Consider the following 22062-nt stretch of genomic DNA (forward strand, 5'->3'; position numbering starts at 1 on the left):
TGCGCCCGTCAGGCGCAGAGCGGCGGAAGAACGACGTGCCAGTAGGTGTTCACCCGGCGATCATATACGACCGGATGACAAGCACCCGCGCTCATGCACAATGGCCTCCGGAGACAGCTCTGTTGGGGGCTTCGTGCTGCTGCTGGATCTTGCGACCGTGCCGCCTCGTGACCGGCCGGAGGCGTTTCGCCACGCGTTGACGGACTCACTGGTCCCCAATGACGTCTTCCACGAGGAGCCCGAGACGGGCATGCACGCCCGCCTGGAACTGTGGCGGGTGGGCGGCCTCGACATGATCGCCACCCGCAATTCGGGCTTCGAGGTACGGCGCACGCAGCGGCATGTGCACCACCACCGCAGTCGTCCCGTGGTGTCCGTCTCGCTCCAACCCGAGGGCGTGCACCGCGCCGAGGTCGCGGGGCGGCGACGGCTCCTGGGCCCCGACGACATCTGCGTCTTCCACGAGCTGTCGGTCCGCAACTACGGCTGGTCCGGCGACGGGGCCTCGCAGTCGATGATGTTCGACATGCACCGGCTCGGCGTACCCGTCGACACCGTCGTACGGGCCTCGCTGCAACTGCGCGCCAGCCCGATGCACGATCTCGTCCTGAACCATCTGCGAGCGGTGTTCCGCGACCCGGGCCGTCTGGAGGGCGACCCCGGCGCCGAGGCCCTCGCCAACGCCACCACCGAGCTCGTCCGAGCCCTGCTGCTCTCCGCCGCGCACACCGAGGACAGCGAGCCGGTCCGCTCGGTCATGGACGACACCCTCCTCACCCGGGTCATGGCCTACGCCCGCCGCCACCTCGCGGACCGCGCCCTGACGCCCGAGCGGATCGCGGCCGAGCACGCCGTCTCGGTGCGCAGGCTCTACCTGCTGCTCAGCGAGGCCGGCATCAGCCTGGAGCAGTGGCTGATCACCGAACGGCTCGCCAAGGCACGGCAGATGCTGGCCTCGGCTCGCTACGACCGGCTCACCGTCGCCGCGGTGGCCGCGCGCTGCGGGTTCAGCAGCCCGAGCCATTTCAGCCGCCGCTTCCAGGCGGCGTACGGGGTGACGCCGAGCGAGTGGCGGCGGCACCACAGCGCCTGACTCAGGCGGCTCTACCTTCTTGATCGGGTTGATCGAGCCATTCGTAGGGTTGGGTCACCCAGGGGTGCTGGGTGTGGCTATCAGGCGGCTGCCGTCTCGTGGCTGAGCACGCTTCGCCGCCCGGCACCCCACGACGACTCGGCCGCCGATTAGGAAATGCGAACATGTCGCTGAGTAGAGCAATGCCGGCGAGGTCGTCCGTGGTACGAACGGAACGAACGAGCACGCCAGGAGCATGATGAGCCGGATATGGGCGGGGATCGACAGCGGGAAGGGCCACCATCACGGGCTCGCGCTGGACACGGAGGGCAAGACGCTGCTGTCGCGGCGGGTCGCCAACGACGAGCCCGAGCTGCTGAAGCTGATCGGCGACGTCCTGGACCTGGCCGACGGCCGTGAGGTCACCTGGGCCATCGACATGACCGGCGGCGAGCCCGCGCTGTTCCTGGCCCTGCTGGTCAATCACGGCCAGGAGGTCCTCTACATTCCCGGCCGCCTGGTCAACCGGGCCTCGGACGGCTACCGAGGCGAGGGCAAGACCGACGCCCGCGACGCCTACGTCATCGCAGACCAGGCCAGAATGCGCCGCGATCTGCGGCCCATACGCCCCGGCGACGAAGCAGCCATCGAGCTGAAGCTGCTGACCGGACGCCGGTCCGACCTGGTCGAGGACCGCACCCGCTCGGTCAACCGCCTGCGTTCCACTCTGATGAGCATGTTCCCGGCCCTGGAACGGGCCCTGGACGTCACCAACACCGGCCCGCTCCGCCTGCTGACCGGCTACCAGACCCCGGCCGCGATCCGCCGAACCGGCGTCGCCCGGCTGACGAAGTGGCTGGCCAACCGCAAGGTCCGTAACGCAAGAAGCCTGGCCGAGACGGTGGTTGAGGCCGCCGAGCGCCAGCACACCGCGATCCCCGGGGAGAAGACCATCGCGAAGCTGGTCCACACCCTGGCCGAGGAGGTGATGGCCCTCAACGAGCAGATCTCCGAGATGGACAAGCTCATTGAGGGCCGGTTTCGCGAGCACGAGCTCGCCGACATCGTCCTGAGCGTCCCGGGCATCGGCCCCGTGCTGGGCGCCGAGTTCCTGGCTGCCGTCGGCGGCGGCCTGGACGAGTTCGACTCCCCGGACGCCCTGGCGGCCTTCGCCGGCGTCGCCCCCGCACCACGCGACTCGGGCAAGGTCAGCGGCAACCTCCACCGGCCGGTCACCTACCACCGCAGGTTGCAGCGGGTCTTCTATACCTCCGCGCTGGTCAGCGTCCGATGCGACCCGAACTCGCGGAAGTTCTACGACCGCAAACGCGCTGAGGGGAAGAAGCACGTCCAAGCCGTGCTCGCCCTGGCCCGCCGACGCGTCAACGTCCTGTGGGCCCTGATCCGCGACGGACGGCGCTACCAAGTCACACCTCCAGTGACTACAGCCGCTTGACAACAGCATTAGGAAGCGTGCAGGGCGGCGTGCAGCGTGTCGGTCAGCTGGATGCGGGCCGCCCGGGACGCGTAGGTGTCGCGCAGCAGGTCGAACAGTACGAAGGCGTGGATCGTGCCGTGGTACCGGACCGACACGACCGGGACGTCCGCCGCGCGCAGTCGTGCCGCGTACGCCTCGCCCTCGTCGCGCAGCACATCGGCCTCGGCGGTGAGGACGAGCGCGGGCGGCAGGTCGCACAGCCGGTCGAGGGGCGCGCGCAGCGGTGAGACGGTGTCGTGTGTCCGGGTCTGCGGGTCCGGCGCGTACTGCCGCCAGTAGCCGGACATGGCCGCGCCGCTCAGGAAGTACCCGCTGGCGAACTGGCGGTGGGACGGCGTGTCCATCGCCGCGTCGGTGACCGGACAGACCAGCACCTGGTGGCGGAAGTCAGGACCGCCGCGCTCGCGGGCCACCAGAGTGAGCGCCGCCGCCTGGTGACCGCCCGCGCTGGCGCCCACGACCGCCATCCTGGTGCCGTCCAGCCGCCACTCCCCGCCGTGGCGGGCGATCCAGCGGGCGACGGCGTAGGCCCGCTCGACGGCCCCCGGGTGGCGCGCGTCCTCCGGCAGGTCGTACTCGGGCAGGACCACGGCGGCGTCCGCGCCGAGGACCAGGTCGGCCAGGAGTCGCGGGTGCGCACAGGCGTCGGTCAACATCCAGCCGAGGCCGTGCAGATAGAGCACCACCGGCAGGTCTTCGCCGCTGCCCGCCGGGCGCAGGATCCGCACCCGGATACGCCGGCCGCCGTCGCCGCCCGGCAGCGCCAGCCACTCCTCCTCGATGTCGGACTCGTCACTGCCGTCGCCGTTCCACAGCGCGGCCATGTGCGCGCGGGAGTCGGGCCAGGGGTGCTGCTGGAGGAAGTCCCGCGCCGGCCGTTCCAGGACAGGTTCCCGCTGGGTGGCGCGAACGTCGTCTTCCACCGGAGCTCCTGGGCGTGGGGGGCGGTCAGGGGCCGTGCAAGGGAAGCGGCTCCTTCGACTCGGGCACCAAACTAGGCGTACCTGATGGGCAGAAGCGCCGGGTCCCCGCATGGATCCGTGCCGCTGAGTGCACACCTTCGGTGCTCGCACGCGGGGACGTGCAGTCATGTGACCTAATGCCTGCGTACGTGGCCGCCGCAGACCCCTGCACGGGCTGAAAGGAGCCCAGGTGAGCGAACTGTCCGCGACGGACGACCCCGTCGAAGGGTTCGTGACACTGCATCACTTCGGATACGTCCGCATGACCACCTGCGCGGCCGGGCCACTGCGCTTCGGGCGAGGCCACGCAGCCGACGACGCGGTGGCCCTGCTCCTCCCGCGCGAGGGGAGCGTCCACCTGTCCCAGGACGGACGCACCGTGTCCGTGGAGAGCGAGCAGGTGGCGCTGGTCGACCTGCGCCGGGACTTCTCCGTCGAGGTGCAGGGCCGCATCCTCGACTTCCGACTGCCCAGCCACGCGCTGCACGTCCCGGCGGCCTCGCTACGGTCCGCGACCGCCCGCGTCCCCACCTCATCAACAGCCCCCTTGACGCTCGTACTCCGACACCTGGAAGAGTCGGCCTCCCACCTGCCCGCCCAGGTCGGTGAACGGCTCGGAGGCATGGTCACCGACCTGGTGGCGGGGCTGGTCCACGAGCTCGCCGAGGAAGCGGACGGACTCCCGCAGCCGGGCCGGCGGCACCTGGTCCTTGCGGTACGGCAGTACATCGAGCGGCATCTGGACGATCCGGAGCTGTCCGCGGAGCGCATCGCGCGGGCGCATCTGATCTCGGTGCGGTATCTGCACCGGCTGTTCGAGGGCGAGGGGATCACCGTGGGGCGGCTGATCCAGCGGCTGCGGGTCGAGCATTGCGCCCGGGAGCTGGCGCGGCGCGGGCGGGTGAGTCCGTCGATCGCGGTGGTGGCGGCCCGTTGGGGCTTTCGCAGCGCGGCGCACTTCAGCCGGGCGTTCAAGGCGGTGCACGGTTGCTCGCCGCAGCAGTGGCGCCGCGCGGCGGGCACGGGATGACTCCGACCGGCGGCTCCGGCTCGCCGCGCGGCAGGCACGGGGTCAGCCTGACGGGCGGGTCCGGCCGTCGCGCCAGTCGCTCGGCGAGATCCCGTACGCGGCGCGGAAGCTGCGGCTGAAGTGGGTGGCGCTGGCGAAGCCCCAGCGCCGGGCGACCGCCGACACCGTGATGTCGTTCCGGCCCGCGCGGGCGAGTTCCCGCCGGGCCTCCTCCAGTCGGCGGTGCTGGATCCACCGGCCGATCGTGCTGTCCTGGCCCTCGAAGAGCTTGTGCAGATAGCGGACCGAGATGTGCTGCGCCGCGGCCACACTGGCGGGCGTCAGCCGCCGGTCCCACAGATGCGCGTCGACGTGCGCCCGTACCCGGCGCACCAGGGCCTCGCGGTCCTCCCCGTGGTCCTGGGGTCCAGGGTCGGTGTCGACCAGCAGACCCACCAACTCGGCGACGCTGCTTGCCAGATGGCGGGCGGCCCGCTCGCTCCGCCCTGCGGCGAGCTCCCGCAGGAGGGCGCCGAGCAGCGGCGCCACGGGGCCGTCGGCGGACGGTGCCCGGCCGGTCAGGGCCTGTACCTGGCGGTCGGTGAGGGCGAGGGCGCGTCGGGGCAGCCGTACGAGATGGAGGGTGAAGTCCTCGGACTCGTGCAGGAGGAACGGGCCTGCGCAGACGAAGAGGTCGCCGGGGCGGCAGGGCTCCGCGTTCCCCTCACGGACGAGGGTCGCCCGGCCCTCGCTGTGGAGGCCGAGCACGAGGTGGTCGTGGTCGGGGGCGAGGGTCTGTGCCTGTCCCCGCACCGTGGTCACCCTCAGGAAGCCGAGAGTGCGGTCCTGGGCTTTCGGGCTCATACGACTCCCTGATCGACGGCGCTCGTTCCCTTCAGCTTGCGGCTGCTCCGTCGCAGGTGAGAGGGGGTCCAGTCGCTTCTGCGGGCAGGGGCAACAGGCGTGCACGGTCAGGCAAGGCAGCGGTTTCGGCTGCGCTCGCTGCCCGCGCAGGCGGCACGCGCCCCCCGTCTCGGTCAGCGCCGGCGAGACGCCCAGCGGTGGCTGACCGTCCCCGGTCCATGCACTGTGGGAAGGGTGCCGGTGCACTGAGGGACAACCGCCGCCGTCCTGGCGTCCTTAGCGTGGTGGAGCCCCGCCGGAGAGACCGGCATACCCATGCGAGACCCCGGGAGAGTCACATGTCCGATGCCGTCGAGCCGGTCCAGCCGGTCCTGGAGCCCGCGGCCGCCGCCTTCGCCGAGGCGACCGCGAACCCGCCGTATCTCTTCGAGCTGCCGCCCGCCGAGGGCCGCAAGGCCGTGGACGAGGTGCAGTCAGGGCAGATCGACAAGCCCGCGATCGACGAGGAGTGGGTCACTGTCGGGACGGTTCGGGCCCGTATCGTCAGGCCCGCCGGGGCCGAGGGCACGCTGCCGGTGATCCTCTACATCCATGGCGCGGGCTGGGTGTTCGGCAACGCGCACACCCATGACCGGCTGGTGCGCGAGCTCGCGGTGGGCGTGAACGCCGCCGTGGTGTTCCCGGAGTACGACCTCTCCCCCGAGGCCCGTTACCCGGTGGCGATCGAGCAGAACTACGCGGTGGCGAAGTGGGTCGTGGACGAGGGCGCGTCCCGTGGCCTGGACGCGTCGCGGCTGGCCGTGGCCGGTGACTCGGTCGGCGGCAACATGACCGCCGCGCTGACGCTGATGGCCAAGGAGCGCGGGGATGTGCCGCTGGTCCAGCAGGTGCTGTTCTACCCGGTGACCGACGCCGCCTTCGACACCCCGTCGTACCACCAGTTCGCCGAGGGCTACTTCCTGCGCCGTGACGGCATGCAGTGGTTCTGGGACCAGTACACGACCGACGAGGCCGAGCGCGACCGGATCACCGCGTCCCCGCTGCGGGCCACCACCGAGCAGCTCACCGGGCTGCCCCCGGCGCTGGTCATCACCGGTGAGGCCGATGTCCTGCGTGACGAGGGCGAGGCGTACGCCAACAAGCTGCGTGCGGCCGGGGTCGCCGTCACCGCCGTGCGTTTCCAGGGCATCATCCACGACTTCGTGATGCTCAATGCCCTGCGCGAGACACACGCCGCCGAGGCCGCGATCACGCTGGCGATCGGCACGCTGCGCACCGCCCTGCGTGCCGGCTGACCTGACGACCGGTGCCTGAGGGCACACAGCCGCGTGGGCGGGCTCCCGTTGTCGGTACGGGAGCCCGCCCACGTCTGTCCGCGCGCACCGCTCAGTCGGTGCCGAACTCCATCGCCGCGCTGTCGAGCAGCTCGTCGCCCTCGGGGCCCTTGCCGCCGGAGGCGATGGCCTCGGCGCCGCCCTCGGTCAGCGCGCCGATCAGGCTGGTCGCCCCGGCCTCGACCGACGGAGCGCCAACCATGCCGAGACCGGCGTACAGCTCCAGCTTGGTGCGCGAGTCGGCGATGTCGAGGTTGCGCATGGTGAGCTGGCCGATCCGGTCCACCGGACCGAACGCCGCGTCCTCGGTGCGCTCCATGGACAGCTTGTCCGGGTGGTAGCTGAACGTCGGGCCCGTGGTGTCGAGGATCGAGTAGTCCTCGCCGCGCCGCAGCCGCAGCGTCACCTCGCCGGTGACGGCCTGGCCGACCCAGCGCTGCAGCGACTCGCGGATCATCAGCGCCTGCGGGTCCAGCCAGCGGCCCTCGTACATGAGCCGACCGAGGCGACGGCCCTCGTTGTGGTACTGGGCGAGGGTGTCCTCGTTGTGGATCGCGTTCACGAGACGCTCGTACGCCGCGTGCAGCAGGGCCATGCCGGGCGCCTCGTAGATGCCGCGGCTCTTGGCCTCGATGATCCGGTTCTCGATCTGGTCCGACATGCCGAGGCCGTGCCGGCCGCCGATGGCGTTGGCCTCCATCACCAGATCGACGGCGGAGGCGAACTCCTTGCCGTTGATCGTGACCGGGCGGCCCTGCTCGAAGCCGATCGTCACGTCCTCGGTCGCGATCTCCACCTCGGGGTCCCAGAACCGCACGCCCATGATCGGCTGCACGGTCTCCAGGCTGGTGTCCAGGTGCTCCAGGGTCTTGGCCTCGTGCGTGGCGCCCCAGATGTTGGCGTCCGTGGAGTACGCCTTCTCCGTGCTGTCCCGGTAGGGCAGCTCGTGGGCGAGCAGCCACTCCGACATTTCCTTACGGCCGCCCAGCTCGGTCACGAAGTCCGCGTCGAGCCAGGGCTTGTAGATCCGCAGGTGCGGGTTGGCGAGCAGGCCGTAGCGGTAGAACCGCTCGATGTCGTTGCCCTTGAAGGTCGAGCCGTCGCCCCAGATCTGGACGTCGTCCTCGAGCATCGCCCGGACCAGCAGGGTGCCGGTGACCGCGCGGCCGAGCGGCGTGGTGTTGAAGTACGCCCGTCCGCCCGAGCGGATGTGGAACGCACCGCAGGTCAGTGCGGCAAGCCCCTCCTCGACCAGCGCCGCGCGGCAGTCGACCAGGCGCGCGATCTCGGCGCCGTAGGTCTTCGCGCGACCGGGCACCGACGCGATGTCGGGCTCGTCGTACTGGCCGATGTCGGCGGTGTACGTGCAGGGCACGGCACCCTTGTCGCGCATCCAGGCGACCGCTACCGAGGTGTCGAGGCCCCCGGAGAAGGCGATCCCGACGCGCGAGCCGACGGGGAGGGAGGTAAGCACTTTGGACATAGCAGAAGTATGCACGACAGCGCATGAACATGCAACGCCGACCTCAGGAGCCGGCGAGGGAGGCGCAGGAGGTGCGCCCTGGCCTCCCGTCGGGAATTCGATCAGGCCCGATTGAGCCGCGCGGCAATACCGTGCCCGAGCGCCGCGTACACGACCGCCGGAAGGCCGTAATTGAGGACCACTCGCAGCCCTTCCGTGTCCATCGTGAAAATGTCCTGTGCCCATCCGGACAGCCAGTCGGCCGATCCGTGCACAAACTCGACGAACGCATTCCCCTGATTCGCGTCGAGCAGGTAAAGCAAGATCCACAGAACCAGCAGACCTGCGGCGATGTCGGCGATCGTGCTGATCGTCAGAGCCGCTCTGCGCGTCGCGGCCTGATTCCGCGCGGAGCGGTCGGGACGGGTGGGCTGGTCATAGGTCTGGTATCCGGAAACCGGGTCGGTGTTCACGAGAAATCCGATCTGAGGGGTTGTTTTTCGTGAGCGGTCGATCCGCTCCTTCCTGCCTCTGCGTCCGGCAAACGCAATTGCGTTACACCGCCGTCGGCAACCCCGAAATGTGCCGGACTATTAGGGCACTTGCGCAAATGTTCAGGCACCGAGGCACATGTACGTACGCGACAGACCGCCGTGAAGGCTTGCTTCACAGGGCTCTCACCCCTTACACCTTGCACGACAACCATCCATGACTCTGGGGGGAGTTGGCTCATGGAAGGCACGGTCGACGGGTTCCGCTACGGTGCGGTGACCCCGGTGGCGGCTTACTTAATGGCCTGTCTGGGAGGGGCGCTGGGACTGCGCTGCATCGTCCGGTCCCTGATCAACGAACAGTCCTGGAAGCCCGGCTGGCTGGCGCTGGGCGCCACGTCGATCGGCTGCGGCATCTGGACCATGCACTTCATCGCGATGATCGGTTTCCAGGTCGAGGAGACCCGGATCCGCTACGACACGGCACTGACCGTGCTGAGTCTGATCGTGGCGATCCTGGTGGTCGGCATCGGCGTGTTCATCGTGGGCTATCGCGGCGCGGGGGCGGCCTCGCTGACCCTCGCGGGGGTCATCACCGGGCTCGGTGTGGCAGCCATGCACTACCTCGGCATGGCGGCGATGCGGATGAACGGTGACGTCCAGTACGACGCGTCCACCGTAGGCCTCTCGATACTGATCGCCATCGCGGCCGCGACCGCGGCGCTGTGGGCGGCGGTGTCGGTGCGCGGCTTCCTGATGAGCCTCGGGGCGAGCCTGGTGATGGGGGTGGCCGTGTCGGGGATGCACTACACCGCGATGGCGGCCGTTGACGTACACCTGCACAGCTCTGCCGGGGCATGGTCCGGTGACTCACCCACCTCGCTGTTGCTGCCGATGCTGCTGGGGCCGATTGTGTTCCTGTTGTTGGCGGGGGTGGTGGTGATGTTCGATCCGCTGCTGGTGCTCGGGGACGGCGAGTGGAACCGGCCGGTCGGGCAGGGGCCGAAGCCGCAGTCGGCGTCGAGAAGGGGCAACAGCGGCTCGCGCACCGGCCGTTGGTGAGGGCTCTCGCGGGAGTCCGCCGTAAGCCCGTCCGTAGATCATTGTTACGGTGCACCGGTGTCTGACTCTTCACGCGATACCGCCGAAGGCGCCGGCTGGGGAACCGCGGAACGCGGCGAGTACCAACGGCTCATGCCCACCGACGTCGAGAAGATCTCCTGGCTGGACCCGAAGATGCTGTGGGCGGCCCGCAATGGCGTGCTGGCCTCCTGGTTCGGGGATCCCACGGGCCGGACCCGCAGCCGTTGGGTGGCCCAGCGGGCCGCGGCCGGTGCACCGGCCGACAAGGTGATCGAGCGAGCGGACCCGGACCGCTTCTCGTTCCTGGTCATCGGGGACACCGGCGAGGGCGACGACCCTCAATACGCCGTAGTACCAGGCCTTTTGAAGGCGGGGCAGGACACCAGCTTCGCGGTGCTGGCCAGTGATGTGATCTACCCGGTGGGCAGCGCCGACGACTACGGTACGAAGTTCTTCCGCCCGTACCAGGACTACCGGGCGCCGATCTACGCGATACCCGGCAACCACGACTGGTACGAAGACCTGGGCGCCTTCATGCGCGTCTTCTGCGGCGACGCCCCACCGCTCGAACCCGAGCCCAAGCCCCGTGCGCTGACCCGGGCCTGGCTCCGCGCGCTGCTGTGGCACCGGCCCCGCTCCACGGACGGCCAACACCTGGACGAGGCCCGCAAGTTGCGCTCGGACCCGGCCCAACAGGCGGTCCAGCCGGGCCCGTACTGGGCCGTCGACGCCGGACCGATACGGATCATCGGCATCGACACCGGACTGCTGGGCACGCTCGACGCCGAGCAGGGCGCCTGGCTGCGCGAGGTCTCCCGCGACCCACGGCCGAAGATCCTGATCACGGGCTCACCGCTGTACGTGGACGGCGAGTACCACCCCTGCGAGATCGAGGGCGGCGGAACCGTGGACGACATCGTCCGCGACCCGGCGCATCGCTATGTGGCGGCGATAGGCGGCGACATCCACAACTACCAGCGCTACCCGGTGGAGGTGGAGGGGCGGACGATCCAGTACGTCGTCTCGGGCGGCGGAGGCGCCTTCATGCACGCCACCCACACCATCCCCCGGGTCGACGTGGCGAACGTGACCGAGCAGGACTTCCGCTGCTACCCCCTGCGCGGCGACTCCCTCGCCTTCTACAGCAAGCTCTACGGCCGTCGCCTCCGCCTGCGCCGCTTCTTCACGCTCACCGAGGCGGAGGCGGCGGCAGTGGTCGCGGAGCGTCTGGGCATCCCGCTGACGCGAACCCAGCAGGCGACCGCGGGCCTGACGCGTCGCACGCGCCTGGTGGCAAGCCTGCTGGGCGCAGGCCGCCGCCCCGACCGCACCGCCCGCTTCCGGCTCCCCGTCCGCAAGATCTACACCTCGCTCTTCTCCCCCAGCTCGGCGACGTACAGCCCGCCGTTCTTCAAGTGCTTCCTGCGCGTGGATGTCTCGCCGGAGTCGATCCGCCTGCGCTGTTACGCGGCGACGGGAAACCGGGCCCAGGAGATCGACCCGCCGGTGGAGGACGAGGTGACGATCCCGCTGAAGTGAACGGAACACCCCTGGCCCTCTGACGGTTGGCACCCACAACACACTTGAACGTTGGAGGAATCCATGCCGCCGACCTCACGACCGCTGCGCAAGCTGGGCTTCCTGACCATCGGCCTGTTCGACGAGCAGAACCCACGCGCCGGCCATGAGTCGACGCTGGACCTCATAGAACTGGGCGAGCAACTCGGCTTCGACAGCGCGTGGGTCCGCCACCGCCACCTCCAATACGGCATCTCGTCCCCGATCGCACTTCTGGCGGCGGCCACGCAGCGCACCCACCGCATCGAACTGGGCACAGCGGTCATCCCGCTCGGCTGGGAGAACCCGCTCCGGCTGGCCGAGGACCTGGCAACAGTTGACCTCCTGTCCGGCGGCCGCCTGAACCCGGGCGTGAGCGTGGGCCCGCCGAGGCGCTACGACCGGGTGAAGGAGGCGCTGTACCCGAACACGGCCGAGTCCGAGGACTTCAGCTACGAACGGGTGCGCCGCCTACTGGACTTCGTACGCGGCGAACGGGCCACGGATTTCTCCGGGTTGGAGGGCTTCGAGGTCTTCTCGGACCGGGTGCAGCCACACTCCCCCGGCTTGGGCAGCCGCATGTGGTACGGGGGCGGCAGCCTGAACTCGGCCCAGTGGGCGGGCGAGCAGGGGATGAACCTCCTGATCAGCAGCGTGGTGAAGGCGGAGGAGTCGGAGGACTTCGCGCAGATCCAGCTCTCCCACGTCCACGCTTTCCGTTCCACCCACCCGAACGGCGACCGAGCCCGCGTCTCGCAGGGCCTGGTGGTCATCCCCACGGACTCGGCAACGCCGTCACAACGGGCCAAGTACGAGAGCTACGCGGCAAGCCGCACCCCCCGCACAACCTCACCCCAGGGCCCGGCCCGCTTGATGTTCGCCCCGGACATAGTCGGCACCAGCACGGAAATCGCCGAACGCCTCCACGCCCACGCCGCGTTCCAAGAGATCGACGAGGTCGCGTTCGCCCTGCCGTTCACCTTCGAGCACGAGGACTATCTGCAGATCCTCACGGACATGGCGACGAAGTTGGGGCCGGAGCTGGGTTGGCGGCCGGCTGCCTGACGGAGGTCGGCTAACACTGTGCTGCGATGCACAGGGGCGGTGAACAGCGGTCAGCGAGGCTACCCCGAGCCCACGGAACGTGCCTCCACAGCCTCCCCGTCCGCTGCCGCCGTGACGGGTTGTTCCGGTGCCGTCGGCAGGTCGCGCAGTCGGCTCACCGGGGACAGGAAAAGCGGGACCAGTACGGCGGCGGATCCGATCGCCGCCACGGTCAATGCCCCGTGCGCGCCGATCCGGCCGGACAGCACCCCCGCGAACAGGCCGCCGAGTGCGCCGCCGCCGAACAGCAGGGTGCGGAAGACCGCCGTCATCCGGCCCATCATCGATTGCGGGGTACTGGCCTGGCGCAGGCTGACGATGATGACGCCTGCGACGCCGAGTCCGAGGTAGGTGGTGAAGAAGGAGAGGACGAACATCCCCACCATCACTGGCCGGGGGCCGGTGGCCAGGACGATCAGCGTCGGGCCGAGGAGAAGGGCCGACTGCGCGACCAGGTAGACGAGGCCGAGCCTGAAGCGCCGGATGACCTTGCGGGAAATCGCGGCGCCGATCAGACCGCCCACGGAGGCAGTGGCGAAGATGGCGCCGAGGGTCGTCGAATCCAGGTGCAGGTCGCGTGTTCCGTACAACAGGAACATCGTCCATACGGTGATCATGGAGAAGTTGCAGCAGAAGCCGATGAGCGCGAGAGACCGCAGAACCGGGTTCTTCAGGACCCAGCGCAGGCCGTCCCGCAGTTCGGTCGGCAGGTGCCGCCGTGCGGAGGGCGGCTCGGGACGGGGCTCGGGTGTGCGGATGAGCAACAGCGAGATCAGGGACACCAGATAGGAGAAGGCGTCGACGATCAGCGCCACGGGCGCGGTGAGGGCACCGACCAGCACACCCGCGAGTCCGGGCCCTGCCACATCGGCCGCCGATGAGCTCATCCCCATCTTGGCGCCGGCTTCGGCGTAGTGCTTGGGGTCGCGTACGAGCGTGGGGACGTACGACATCCAGCTCACGTCGAACAGCACCGAGGCGATGCCGACGGCGCAGGCGATCACGAGTAGTGAGGTGAGGTCGAGCGCTTCCGTCCAGTACAGGACGGGGACCAGGGCCAGCAGGGACATCCGGGCCAGGTTGGCGCCCAGCATGATCCGTCGCCGTCGGGCCCGGTCCACCCACACCCCGAAGACCAGGGCCAGCCCGAGGTAGGGGACGAGTTGCAGGAACCGCAGGATGCCGACCTGCTCGTCGGTGGCGTCGAAGGCGATGATGGCGGTGAGGGGCAGGGCGAGGTTCGTGACCTGGGTGCCGAGGAGCGAGAGGGTCTCGCCGAGCCAGAACCTGAGGAAGTCGCCGTTGCGCCAGAGGCTCTCCGTGGCCGGCTCCTCGGTGCGTGTCTGCGTGGCGGTCATCGCCGTCCCTGGCCGGCGAGGTCCGCGACCGCGTCCGCGACATGGTCCACTTCCTCCTCGGTGTTGTAGTAGTGCGGCGACAGGCGCAGGCACCAGTCGACGTCCTTGTCCCCGAAGTCGAACTGTGCGAACTCACGGAAGCTGAGCGCCGAGTTGATGCCGCGGGCGTCCATGGCCGCCTGGAACGGCTGCGGCTGCCAGCCCGCCACCTCGAAGGTGACGAGCGCGGCGAGACGCGGGCCGCGGTCGAGCACGCGCACCCCCGGGATCGGTGCGAGCCGATCGCGCAGCCGGGCCGCGAGCGCCGGGGTCCGCTGCTCGATCGCCTCGATACCGACCTTGCGGGCATAGCGTGTCGCGGCGGCGCTGCCGAGCACCGTGGCGTACGGGAACTCCCACTCCTCGAACCGGGCCGCCGTCGCCACGGGCTCGTAGCCGCCCGGCTCGGTCCAGCGGGCGCCGTGCATGTCGATGAACAGCGGTTCGTAACCCGCGCGCAGGACGCGATCGGATACGTACAGGAATCCGGAGCCGCGCGGGCCGCGGAGGAACTTGCGGCAGGTGGCGGTGAGGAAGTCGCAGCCGATCTCCTCCACGTCGATGACGAACTGGCCCACCGACTGGCAGGCGTCGACCAGGTAGACGAGGTCCAACTCCCGGCAGTGGCGGCCGATTTCGGCGACCGGCGAGACGAGGCCCGAGTTGGTGGGGACATGGGTGGCGGACACCAGGCGGGGACGGTGGGTCCGCATCAGCGCGGCCATCGCGTCCACATCGACCCCACCCTCCGGGGTGTTGGGCGCGTGGACGATCCGTACGCCGAAGCGCTTGCGTAGGGAGAGGAAGGCGATCTGGTTGGAGACGAAGTCGTCGCGGGTGGTGAGGATGACGTCGTCGGCCTCGAACGGGATCGAGGACAGGGCGTTGGCGTAGGCGTGGGTGGCGCTGCCCGCGAAGGCGATGTTGTCGGGCGTGGCGTTGATGAGGGCGGCGATCTCCGTATAGAACGCGCGGACTTCGGCGGCTTGGGCGGCCGACGCCTCGTAACCACCGATCCGCGCCTCGAGGTTCAGATGGCCGACCATCGCGTCGAGGACCGGGGCTGCCAGCAGTCCGCAGCCCGCGTTGTTGAAGTGGATGACCTGTCGGCACCCCGGGGTGTCGGCCCGCAGAGCGGCGACGTCGAGCTGAAGTGCTTCCCGACCCGGACCAGAAGCGCTACTGTTATCTCTCATGAATGACAGTAGCACTTCTGTCGAGTTGGCCGACAGTCTCCGTGCGCTGGTCTCCCGGCTGTCGCCCGGCGACCGGCTGCCGAGCAGCCGGGAGCTGATCAAGGAATACCGGGTCGGCCCGGCGACCGTGGCGCGGGCCATCGCCGCACTGGCCGCCGAGGGCGCGGTGGTGACCCGTCCGGGCAGCGGAACGTACGCGGCGCAGCGCACCCGGCTCCACGACGAGACCACTGCCATCGACACGGCCTGGCAGACGGTCGCCCTCACGGACCGCGCCGTCGACACCCACTTGATCGCCGCCCCGCTCGGACCGGCACCGGCCGGGACGATCACGATGGACGGCGGTTATGTGCACCGCTCGCTCCAGCCCACCCGGGCCCTGAGCGCGGCGCTGGCACGGGCCGCGCGCCGTCCCGACGCCTGGGACCGTGCGCCGGCCGACGGTCTGATGGCGCTGCGCACCGTGTTCGGCCGCATCATCGGCGGCGGCGTGGCGCCGGAGGACGTGCTCATCACAGCGGGCGGGCAGAGTGCGCTGTCGATCGCGTTCCGGGCCATCGCCGGGCCCGGCAGCCCGGTCCTGGTGGAGTCACCCACCTATCCCCAGGCCATGGCCGCGGCCCGCGCCGCGGGGTTGCGGCCGGTGCCGGTGCCGCTCGACGCCGACGGCATCCGGCCCGACCTGCTGGCCGACGCGTTCGCGATGACCGGCGCACGGCTGCTGTACTGCCAGCCGACCTACCAGAATCCCACCGGCACTGTGCTGGCGCCCGAACGGCGCCGCCAGATCCTCGATGTGGCGCGCGCCTCGGGCGCGTTCGTGATCGAGGACGACTTCGCACGGCATCTGGGACACGGCGGCACGGTGCCGCGGCCGCTGGTCGCCGACGACCGCGACGGCACGGTCATCTACGTGACCTCACTGACCAAGCCCGCCGCACCGAGCCTGCGGATCGGGGCGCTGGTGGCCCGCGGACCGGTCATGGAGCGCATGCGGGCGGTGCGCCTGGTCGACGACTTCTTCATCGCCCGCCCGCTGCAGGAGGCCGCACTGGAGGTACTCAGCTCCCCGTCCTGGGACCGGCACGTCCGCTCTCTCGGCACGGCGCTCCGGGAGCGGTGCGCCGTACTGGCCGCCGCGATCACCCAGGAAATCCCCGGCGCGGCCTTGCCCGCACTACCAACGGGCGGCCTCCACCTGTGGGTCCGCCTGCCGTCAGGCATGGACGACACCGTCCTCACCAGCGCCGCCCGCCAACACGGCGTCGCCGTGAGCGCCGGCAGCCGCTACTTCGCCACCGAGCCACCGGCGGCCCACCTACGCATCGGCTTCGCCGCGACCGCCGACCACACCGAGCTGACCGAGGGCGCGGGCCGGCTGGGAGCCGCACTTGCGGAGCTCGACCCCGGGCAGGAGCGAGGCGCATGACGATCATCGGCTCCATGAGCAGGTACAACAGGCCGACGAGCGATGCGCCGCTCACGACCTCCCGGCGGTCGATCATGCCCCGGCTCATGGACGGCGCGACCTACACCGGACCGCCCACGGAAAGAACGAGTCCGACCGCATCGAGTGGAGTCCGTGATGCCGTTGTCCGGCTCGGCGTAGACCAGGGGCTTGATGAGGCCAGGACGCCAGCCCGTCTCCTCCAGGACTTCGCGGGCGCCAGCCTCTTCGGGGGTCTCCAGTTCCTCGACCAGGCCCATGGGCAACTCCCAGGCCCACGAGTCAGCAATGAAGCGGTGCCGCCACATCATCAGGACCTCTTGGCGGTCATTGACCACGGCGGCCACGGCCAGGTGCCGGAGGCGAACGACGTGGTACTCCCACCTGCGCCCGTCAATTCGGCCCTTTTCCCGTCCCCTTGACGAGATGCCCGCCTGTGTCTCGGACTCGCCCTGGACGTACTCGCCACGCCGGCATCCACGACCGACCCGGATGCCGCCGGCACCGTGCTGCCGACGGCGGTTACACCGGCCACTCGCCGGCTCGCCCGCCCAATCCCTCGGTCTCATCCTCGACTTCGTCCAGGGCAGCGACGACGCCAGCGGCTTTCAAGTCCTGCCCCGCCGCCGGGTATTCAAGAGAGCCTTCGCCTGGCTGCTGCCCAATCCGGCGCCTGGCCGTGGTTGCAGACGACGCATGGCCCGTGAGTGGGACGTAGCCGCCGGCGAACTGGCCAGGGCCGGGTGTCATCCCGTTCCGGCACGTTCCTTCGCCGCTGCTTGCCGGGGCGTCGGGCGGTCCAGATGGACTACTACGGTCGTGTAGAAGCGGTGCACAGCGTCGTCGACGCTACGGATGAAGCCGGATTCGGCGTTACCTCGGCTGCTCCCCATGCCTTTGAGCAGGGACAGGCGGAAGCCCGTGATCTGGGTGTCGTTGTTCTTCGGGAGCATGTCCGCAGGCTCCGGGCGGAGCCGCTCAAGTGTGCCGCGTGGCCCGCCCGCCACTCCTTCGATCAGGGTTTCGATGTGAAGGTCTGCCGGTGCCTCGGCCAAGCGTCGGATGAGGCGTTTGGCCCAGGTCAACGGGTAACCCTGCTCGGGTGCGGGGATCTCGATGGAGGTGCGGAGCTTGGCAGTGCGCAGGTCGGCGCTGATCGCCAGAATTCCGGGTGCGCCCTCGATCCGGAGCTCTGCTTGAAGTCTGCCGTCGAGGCAGAGTTGATCGGCCAGGCGGCTGCGCCGGGCTGTCGGATCGGCTCCACGCTTGGCGCGCTGGACGGGCAGTACCTTCTGTCCGAGTTCGCCGCCGAGGCTGAGGCAGATCTGGCGAATGAGCCGTTCCCAGCTCTCGACCACGTCCAGGGCGCGCCGGTCGCCCTGGCACAGGGTTTCGTCGTCGATACCGTTGCGTACGGGGACCCAGGCCGATCCCATGTTCTGGAAACCGTGGCAGCCGGAGTTTTCATGCCTCAGGTAGTGCAGCAGTTCCTGGAGCAGCCAGGCGTGCGCCTTGTCTCCGACACCCTCATGTCGGATCAACATCTGTGCCTGGTAGGCGACTTCGGCCCAGGACAGGTGCCGGAGAGCCACCTTGTGTTTGCGCCGACCGTCGATCTTGACGTCGACGAGTGGGCTGCCTTCCAGAGCAACATCGTTCGAAAGCGTGATCACGGCCTCGTAGCCACGGCGTGCGGCGATGTCTACGTATGCCTGCACCTGATCGGGCTTGAGGTCGTTGCCGTTGGTCTTACTCTCCACCAGCGCGGTCCACAGTTTGCCGGCCCGCTCGACGCGGATCACCCCGTCCGGGCGTCGCGGCGTATCGCCGTGCGGCAGGGAGACCTCGGTGAAGGTCTCCATGCGGCCCGCCGGTGCTCCGAACGCCGCCGTGAGTCTCCGGCCGAACTCCGGCACCTGCGCCATGACCGACAGCAGTACAGAGGTGGCGCGCATTTCCCGGTCCCGGTCGCTCTTGAGCGCCGAAACTGGAAAGAGTCTGGCCTCCTTCCAGGACTCATTGTCCGCCAGAGACTTCCTGGCCACCTTGGGCACAGTGACCTTCTTCTTCGCGGTGCGAGGTCGTGCCGCCTTCTTCGGCCCAGCCTCGTCGACAGGCGGGCGTGGAGTTGGAACAAGGCCTGGCATCACTTGCGGTTGCGGCTCAGCGGGAGGAGCCGGGACCGCCGTATCAGCGTGCTCGCCGTTGCCTGTGCCATCCGATGCTTCCTCTGTTCCCGCGTCGTCCTCGATGTCCACGCCGAAGTCAGTCGCCAGGCCGGCCAGACCAGTGTCGTATCCCTGTCCGACGGCACGGAACTTCCACTCTTCCCCGCGCCGGTACAACTCGCCGAAGATGATCGCGCTCACCGTGCCGGCGTCATCGATGGCGAACCTGAGCAGGCTCTCCCCACCGCCGTCGGCCAGTGTCACCCTCAGGTCTTCCAGTTCCCCGAATCCGGCTCCTTCGTAGCGGCTTGCCGCCACGACGATCTGGTCGATGCCGGACGGGACCGCGGTCAGGTCGAAGCTGATCCGGTCCTCGTCGCCGCTCTCCGTTGGCGTCTTACCCAGCAGTTGCACGCTCCCGTCAGCGGCAACCGGGTTGTTGTAGAAGCAGAAGTCGCCGTCACTGCGCACTTTGCCGTTCGCATCCAGCAGCAGGACGGACACGTCCGCGTCGCCTTCACCGGTCGGGCTGACCCAGCTCAAACTGACGATTACCGAGCCGGCGTTCTCGCTCAGGTCCGCCAGCGCCACGTTCGAGCCCTTGACCATCTCACGCATGAAGCCCCCCAAATCTCGCAACTCGGCCCTTGACTACCCCACCCAGGCCGCCCACCCTGCACCGCCATGTGACGTACGGCACAACGAAAGACTGTAGTGCCCCACAACAAGACGGTGGGGCTGTCCGGTAACAACAAGGCGGGAGAGCGAGGGCCGACAGAGCCTCTCCACCAGTCCCATCAGCCTCGACCGAGGGACCACACACCGGACTGGAATGAAGGGGCGTTGCTCACGAGCTCGCCGACGCAGTCCTGCCGTCTCACGTTCCGTCTCAGTCAGCCCCGTTCACCGCGATTGCACCCAATGGGCCATGCGCAGCAAAGTAACCACTGGAGGTGGCGGCGGAGCTCCGGGAGCAGGAAGCACAGTCGCTGAGCCAGCACACGGAGCCACGGCAAGCCAGCAGGACATGGCAGCCGGTGCCTCACTGGTGGTAGTGGGCCACGGTATAGGCACCTGGGCCCGAGACGGGCAGCGCGCCTGCTTCGTTGACGATCTCCAGTACTTCGAAGCCGGCGAAGCGCGCGTACAGCTCCAGTTCACGCGGGCCGAGAACACGCCGCCGGATCGTGTCTCGGCACTCCTCGCCCGAGTCGAACGCCCAGTGCCGACGCATGGTGTTGACCTGCGTCCGTAGATCCCACTCGTAGGTGATCGTCACGGTGGCAGCCCCGAGGCGGGTCTCGACGTGGGCCTGTTGAGGGCTCAGGGACTCAATCGGGGCGACGGGAGAGCACAGGACGAGCAGGGTGCCTGGGCGCGCGTGCGCGGCGAAGGTCTGGAACGTTGCCTGGACGTCAGTGTTGTCATACACGTAGGCAAGCGAGTTGCCCAGGCACACGAGGACGTCCGCGGTGCAGCCGAGCCGGACGGTGCGCATGTCCCCTACCCGGACATCGAGTTCGGAACGGGTTCGGCGCGCGTAGTCGACCAGGCCCGGTTGCAGATCAACGCCGGTGCAGTCGAAGTGCTGTGCCAGCTGCTCCAGGTCCCGGCCGGTGCCGCAGCCGAAGTCCAGGAGGGTACGAGCGTCCGGACGGTGCCGGTCGATGAGCACCCGGCAGATGCGCGCGCTGTCGCTGTCGGCCTGCACGCTGTCGTACAGCCCGGGGTCCCGGTAGAAGAGGTTGGACGCTTCGAGGTGTGCTGCTTCTACGATGTCCAGGCTGCTCATACAAGGCTCCGGAGTCCGGCTTCCAGGGCGAGTGTGTCGCACAGCAGGTCGGGCACCACGGCGGCATGCTCAGCTTGGTCGCGGGCCCGGGCCAGGGCGTCGGGGTCAACGTAGCCGAGATCGACCAGGAGGGATTCGCGGAGCATGTCGTCGAGGAGCGGGAGTCCGTAAGTGCGCAGGCCCTCCTCCATGACCGCGAGGAAGTTCTCGGGTTCGGTCGGGGCCGCGACGGATTCCGGCAGGCCCGCCTGCCGTAGGCGGTCGCGGAACATCGCCTTGCCGCGCTTGTGCTCGTGCGGCAGCTGTTCCATGAAGCGGACCATCCGGGGGTGGACGAGGGGAGCGACCGGCCAGATACCGAGTTTCAGGTAGGCCGGGTTGTGCAGGCCGAAGGCCATGAGCGTGGGCACCGGGAGCACGGGGATGGGCGCGAGGTTCTCGTCCACCTGCTCCAGCGCCTCCGTGGCCTTCTCACCCAGCCACGGCACCGGGGCAGCCGCGGGGAACACGGCGTTCGTACGGGAGTGGTGGGCGTTGACCTCGTCCCCACCGCCGCCCGTAAAGATCACTTCGCAGCCGCGGGCGGCCACTTCCTGTCGTACGACGTCGAATGCCTCCTGGTAGAAGGCGCCAGCCGGATCGTGCGGCACCCTGCGCTCCCGCACTCCGCCCAGCACGAACGGTGGGTGCTGCATGGCAGGCACAGCAGTGTCCCGCAGGCCCAAGCGATCCACCAACGCGCGGCGCCGCGCCTGCTGAAGTCGGCCGATCCGCCCTCCCATGAGCAACCCGAAGGTGTGGACGGAGCCGAAGCCGACCGCAGTTGTGGAGAGCGCTACGTTGCCTGAGTCCGCCCCACCGGACACTTCGACCCCGACACAGCTCGCCGCAGAGCGCCACTCGGCCACGACCTCGGTCAGCAGCGCATCGAACATGCCCACGGGGTCGGCGCCGGCGCGCAGGGTCCGGGGTTCCAGCACGTGCTGGGCGGGCTCGGGGTAGAGGATCGTGAGGTCGGCGGTCGTGAAGGCGGCCGTCGCCCGTTCCGTGAGCCGGTACACCCCGTCGAAGAGAGTGTCAGCGCTGTAGCGGTGCTGTCTGCCCAGGGTGCGTGCCACGGCCCGTGGAGTTAGCTGGTGAGGTCGCAGGTGCGGCCGGAGGTCGGTCAAGTCCCAGGAGCCGTAGAGGTCCTCTGCGACCGATATGAGATACAGCGGCGCGGTCCCGAACACGCCGGCCGAGACCTGGATCTCTCCCGGGCGTACGAGCAGCGACGTGTAGTCCGCTTCCCCGTCCTTGTCCTCCCGCACGAGCACGCATGCGCTGGGTCCCTGCCCCGGCTCAAGTTCTGCGTTCAGTACGGCCGCGTGTGCGGGCCTGATCCAGCTCTCGCCCAGCATCCAACGATCCGTGTCCCACCGCCAACCAGAGCTGTGGGTGTCCGACAGCCGCAGGCGAAACGAGAGCACACCGCACCTCCCTTCCTTCATGGGGCGGCGGAGCCGGGCACTTGACCCTGCTCCCCCGCGCTCACGGGTAGATCAGCTGCAGTGGTCGCCGTTGTTGTCGCCACCGCCCGGCATCTTGTCGAGCAGCGCCGCGTCCATGCTGGGGACGCCGGTGACC

The 22062-nt window shown here is 69.3% G+C and carries 17 protein-coding genes and 2 pseudogenes; 8 read left to right on the forward strand and 11 right to left on the reverse strand.

Annotation, left to right across the window (positions count from 1 at the left end):
• Positions 1 to 157: 157 nt before the first annotated feature.
• Both OHT76_RS02300 and OHT76_RS02305 read left to right on the forward strand, forming a co-directional pair.
• Positions 158 to 1093: a helix-turn-helix domain-containing protein gene (locus OHT76_RS02300; RefSeq protein WP_328869007.1), complete on the forward strand. Its 936-nt coding sequence runs from the start codon at positions 158 to 160 to the stop codon at positions 1091 to 1093.
• A 238-nt stretch (positions 1094 to 1331) separates the two neighbouring features.
• Positions 1332 to 2528, forward strand: coding sequence for an IS110 family transposase (locus OHT76_RS02305; RefSeq protein ID WP_443049693.1), 1197 nt, complete (start codon positions 1332 to 1334; stop codon positions 2526 to 2528).
• A gap of 8 nt (positions 2529 to 2536) precedes the next feature.
• Here the strand turns inward: OHT76_RS02305 and OHT76_RS02310 are convergent, their stop codons facing one another.
• Positions 2537 to 3493 (reverse strand): alpha/beta hydrolase, encoded by a 957-nt coding sequence (locus tag OHT76_RS02310; RefSeq protein ID WP_328869008.1) that lies wholly within the window; start codon positions 3491 to 3493, stop codon positions 2537 to 2539.
• A 229-nt stretch (positions 3494 to 3722) separates the two neighbouring features.
• Between OHT76_RS02310 and OHT76_RS02315 the strand changes: the two genes are divergently transcribed.
• Positions 3723 to 4562 (forward strand): helix-turn-helix domain-containing protein, encoded by an 840-nt coding sequence (locus OHT76_RS02315; protein WP_328869009.1) that lies wholly within the window; start codon positions 3723 to 3725, stop codon positions 4560 to 4562.
• Positions 4563 to 4604: 42 nt separating this feature from the next.
• Here the strand turns inward: OHT76_RS02315 and OHT76_RS02320 are convergent, their stop codons facing one another.
• Positions 4605 to 5405, reverse strand: coding sequence for a helix-turn-helix domain-containing protein (locus OHT76_RS02320; RefSeq protein ID WP_328869010.1), 801 nt, complete (start codon positions 5403 to 5405; stop codon positions 4605 to 4607).
• Between the two features lie 338 nt (positions 5406 to 5743).
• On the opposite strand from OHT76_RS02320, the gene OHT76_RS02325 reads away from it, so the two are divergent.
• A complete protein-coding gene (locus OHT76_RS02325; RefSeq protein WP_328869011.1) occupies positions 5744 to 6700 on the forward strand; it encodes an alpha/beta hydrolase in 957 nt (318 codons plus the stop codon).
• A gap of 91 nt (positions 6701 to 6791) precedes the next feature.
• Here the strand turns inward: OHT76_RS02325 and argG are convergent, their stop codons facing one another.
• Positions 6792 to 8222, reverse strand: coding sequence for an argininosuccinate synthase (gene argG, locus OHT76_RS02330; RefSeq protein ID WP_328869012.1), 1431 nt, complete (start codon positions 8220 to 8222; stop codon positions 6792 to 6794).
• Positions 8223 to 8323: 101 nt separating this feature from the next.
• Positions 8324 to 8674: a hypothetical protein gene (locus tag OHT76_RS02335; RefSeq protein ID WP_328869013.1), complete on the reverse strand. Its 351-nt coding sequence runs from the start codon at positions 8672 to 8674 to the stop codon at positions 8324 to 8326.
• A gap of 258 nt (positions 8675 to 8932) precedes the next feature.
• On the opposite strand from OHT76_RS02335, the gene OHT76_RS02340 reads away from it, so the two are divergent.
• The 3 genes from OHT76_RS02340 (at position 8933) to OHT76_RS02350 (ending at position 12397) form a co-directional block, all read left to right on the forward strand.
• A complete protein-coding gene (locus tag OHT76_RS02340) occupies positions 8933 to 9754 on the forward strand; it encodes an MHYT domain-containing protein (protein WP_328869014.1) in 822 nt (273 codons plus the stop codon).
• A 57-nt stretch (positions 9755 to 9811) separates the two neighbouring features.
• Entirely contained in the window at positions 9812 to 11314 is a 1503-nt protein-coding gene (locus OHT76_RS02345; RefSeq protein ID WP_328869015.1) for a metallophosphoesterase family protein, read from the forward strand.
• Between the two features lie 63 nt (positions 11315 to 11377).
• Positions 11378 to 12397, forward strand: a complete 1020-nt coding sequence (locus tag OHT76_RS02350; protein WP_328869016.1) for an LLM class flavin-dependent oxidoreductase — start codon at positions 11378 to 11380, stop codon at positions 12395 to 12397.
• A 59-nt stretch (positions 12398 to 12456) separates the two neighbouring features.
• Here OHT76_RS02350 and OHT76_RS02355 read toward each other — a convergent pair whose 3' ends face one another.
• Together OHT76_RS02355 and OHT76_RS02360 are read right to left on the reverse strand one after the other, a co-directional pair.
• Positions 12457 to 13794 carry an MFS transporter gene (locus tag OHT76_RS02355; RefSeq protein WP_328869017.1) on the reverse strand — a complete coding sequence of 446 codons (1338 nt, stop codon included), beginning with the start codon at positions 13792 to 13794 and terminating at the stop codon, positions 12457 to 12459.
• Positions 13791 to 15029, reverse strand: a complete 1239-nt coding sequence (locus OHT76_RS02360) for an aminotransferase class V-fold PLP-dependent enzyme (RefSeq protein WP_328869018.1) — start codon at positions 15027 to 15029, stop codon at positions 13791 to 13793. Before OHT76_RS02360 ends, OHT76_RS02355 begins: the two co-directional genes overlap by 4 nt.
• Between OHT76_RS02360 and OHT76_RS02365 the strand changes: the two genes are divergently transcribed.
• Positions 15028 to 16458, forward strand: coding sequence for an aminotransferase-like domain-containing protein (locus OHT76_RS02365; protein WP_328869019.1), 1431 nt, complete (start codon positions 15028 to 15030; stop codon positions 16456 to 16458). The genes OHT76_RS02360 and OHT76_RS02365 overlap by 2 nt on opposite strands.
• A gap of 1 nt (position 16459) precedes the next feature.
• On the opposite strand, the pseudogene OHT76_RS44075 reads toward OHT76_RS02365, so the two are convergent.
• The 5 genes and pseudogenes from OHT76_RS44075 to OHT76_RS02385 form a co-directional block, all read right to left on the reverse strand.
• Positions 16460 to 16546, reverse strand: a pseudogene (locus OHT76_RS44075) (NUDIX hydrolase); the annotation flags it as partial.
• Positions 16547 to 16604: 58 nt separating this feature from the next.
• Positions 16605 to 16871, reverse strand: a pseudogene (locus OHT76_RS02370) (NUDIX hydrolase); the annotation flags it as partial.
• Between the two features lie 351 nt (positions 16872 to 17222).
• A complete protein-coding gene (locus tag OHT76_RS02375; protein WP_328869020.1) occupies positions 17223 to 19262 on the reverse strand; it encodes a TerD family protein in 2040 nt (679 codons plus the stop codon).
• A gap of 424 nt (positions 19263 to 19686) precedes the next feature.
• Positions 19687 to 20436, reverse strand: a complete 750-nt coding sequence (locus OHT76_RS02380; protein WP_328869021.1) for a class I SAM-dependent methyltransferase — start codon at positions 20434 to 20436, stop codon at positions 19687 to 19689.
• The gene (locus OHT76_RS02385; RefSeq protein ID WP_328869022.1) at positions 20433 to 21905 is read right to left on the reverse strand and encodes an asparagine synthase; all 1473 of its coding nucleotides are present in this window, start codon (positions 21903 to 21905) and stop codon (positions 20433 to 20435) included. The genes OHT76_RS02380 and OHT76_RS02385 overlap by 4 nt, the downstream gene beginning before the upstream one ends.
• Positions 21906 to 22062: the final 157 nt, after the last annotated feature.

Origin of the sequence: Streptomyces sp. NBC_00287, from assembly GCF_036173105.1 — a bacterium.
Lineage (GTDB): Bacteria > Actinomycetota > Actinomycetes > Streptomycetales > Streptomycetaceae > Streptomyces.

Bases quoted from the DNA above. Each gene is read 5' to 3' on its own strand.
- OHT76_RS02305 (WP_443049693.1), top strand. From the start codon at position 1,332: ATGAGCCGGATATGGGCGGGGATCGACAGCGGGAAGGGCCACCATCAC.
- OHT76_RS02380 (WP_328869021.1), bottom strand. From the start codon at position 20,436: ATGAGCAGCCTGGACATCGTAGAAGCAGCACACCTCGAAGCGTCCAAC.
- OHT76_RS02360 (WP_328869018.1), bottom strand. From the start codon at position 15,029: ATGAGAGATAACAGTAGCGCTTCTGGTCCGGGTCGGGAAGCACTTCAG.
- OHT76_RS02325 (WP_328869011.1), top strand. From the start codon at position 5,744: ATGTCCGATGCCGTCGAGCCGGTCCAGCCGGTCCTGGAGCCCGCGGCC.
- OHT76_RS02350 (WP_328869016.1), top strand. From the start codon at position 11,378: ATGCCGCCGACCTCACGACCGCTGCGCAAGCTGGGCTTCCTGACCATC.
- OHT76_RS02355 (WP_328869017.1), bottom strand. From the start codon at position 13,794: ATGACCGCCACGCAGACACGCACCGAGGAGCCGGCCACGGAGAGCCTC.
- OHT76_RS02375 (WP_328869020.1), bottom strand. From the start codon at position 19,262: ATGCGTGAGATGGTCAAGGGCTCGAACGTGGCGCTGGCGGACCTGAGC.
- OHT76_RS02320 (WP_328869010.1), bottom strand. From the start codon at position 5,405: ATGAGCCCGAAAGCCCAGGACCGCACTCTCGGCTTCCTGAGGGTGACC.
- OHT76_RS02365 (WP_328869019.1), top strand. From the start codon at position 15,028: ATGAATGACAGTAGCACTTCTGTCGAGTTGGCCGACAGTCTCCGTGCG.
- argG (WP_328869012.1), bottom strand. From the start codon at position 8,222: ATGTCCAAAGTGCTTACCTCCCTCCCCGTCGGCTCGCGCGTCGGGATC.
- OHT76_RS02340 (WP_328869014.1), top strand. From the start codon at position 8,933: ATGGAAGGCACGGTCGACGGGTTCCGCTACGGTGCGGTGACCCCGGTG.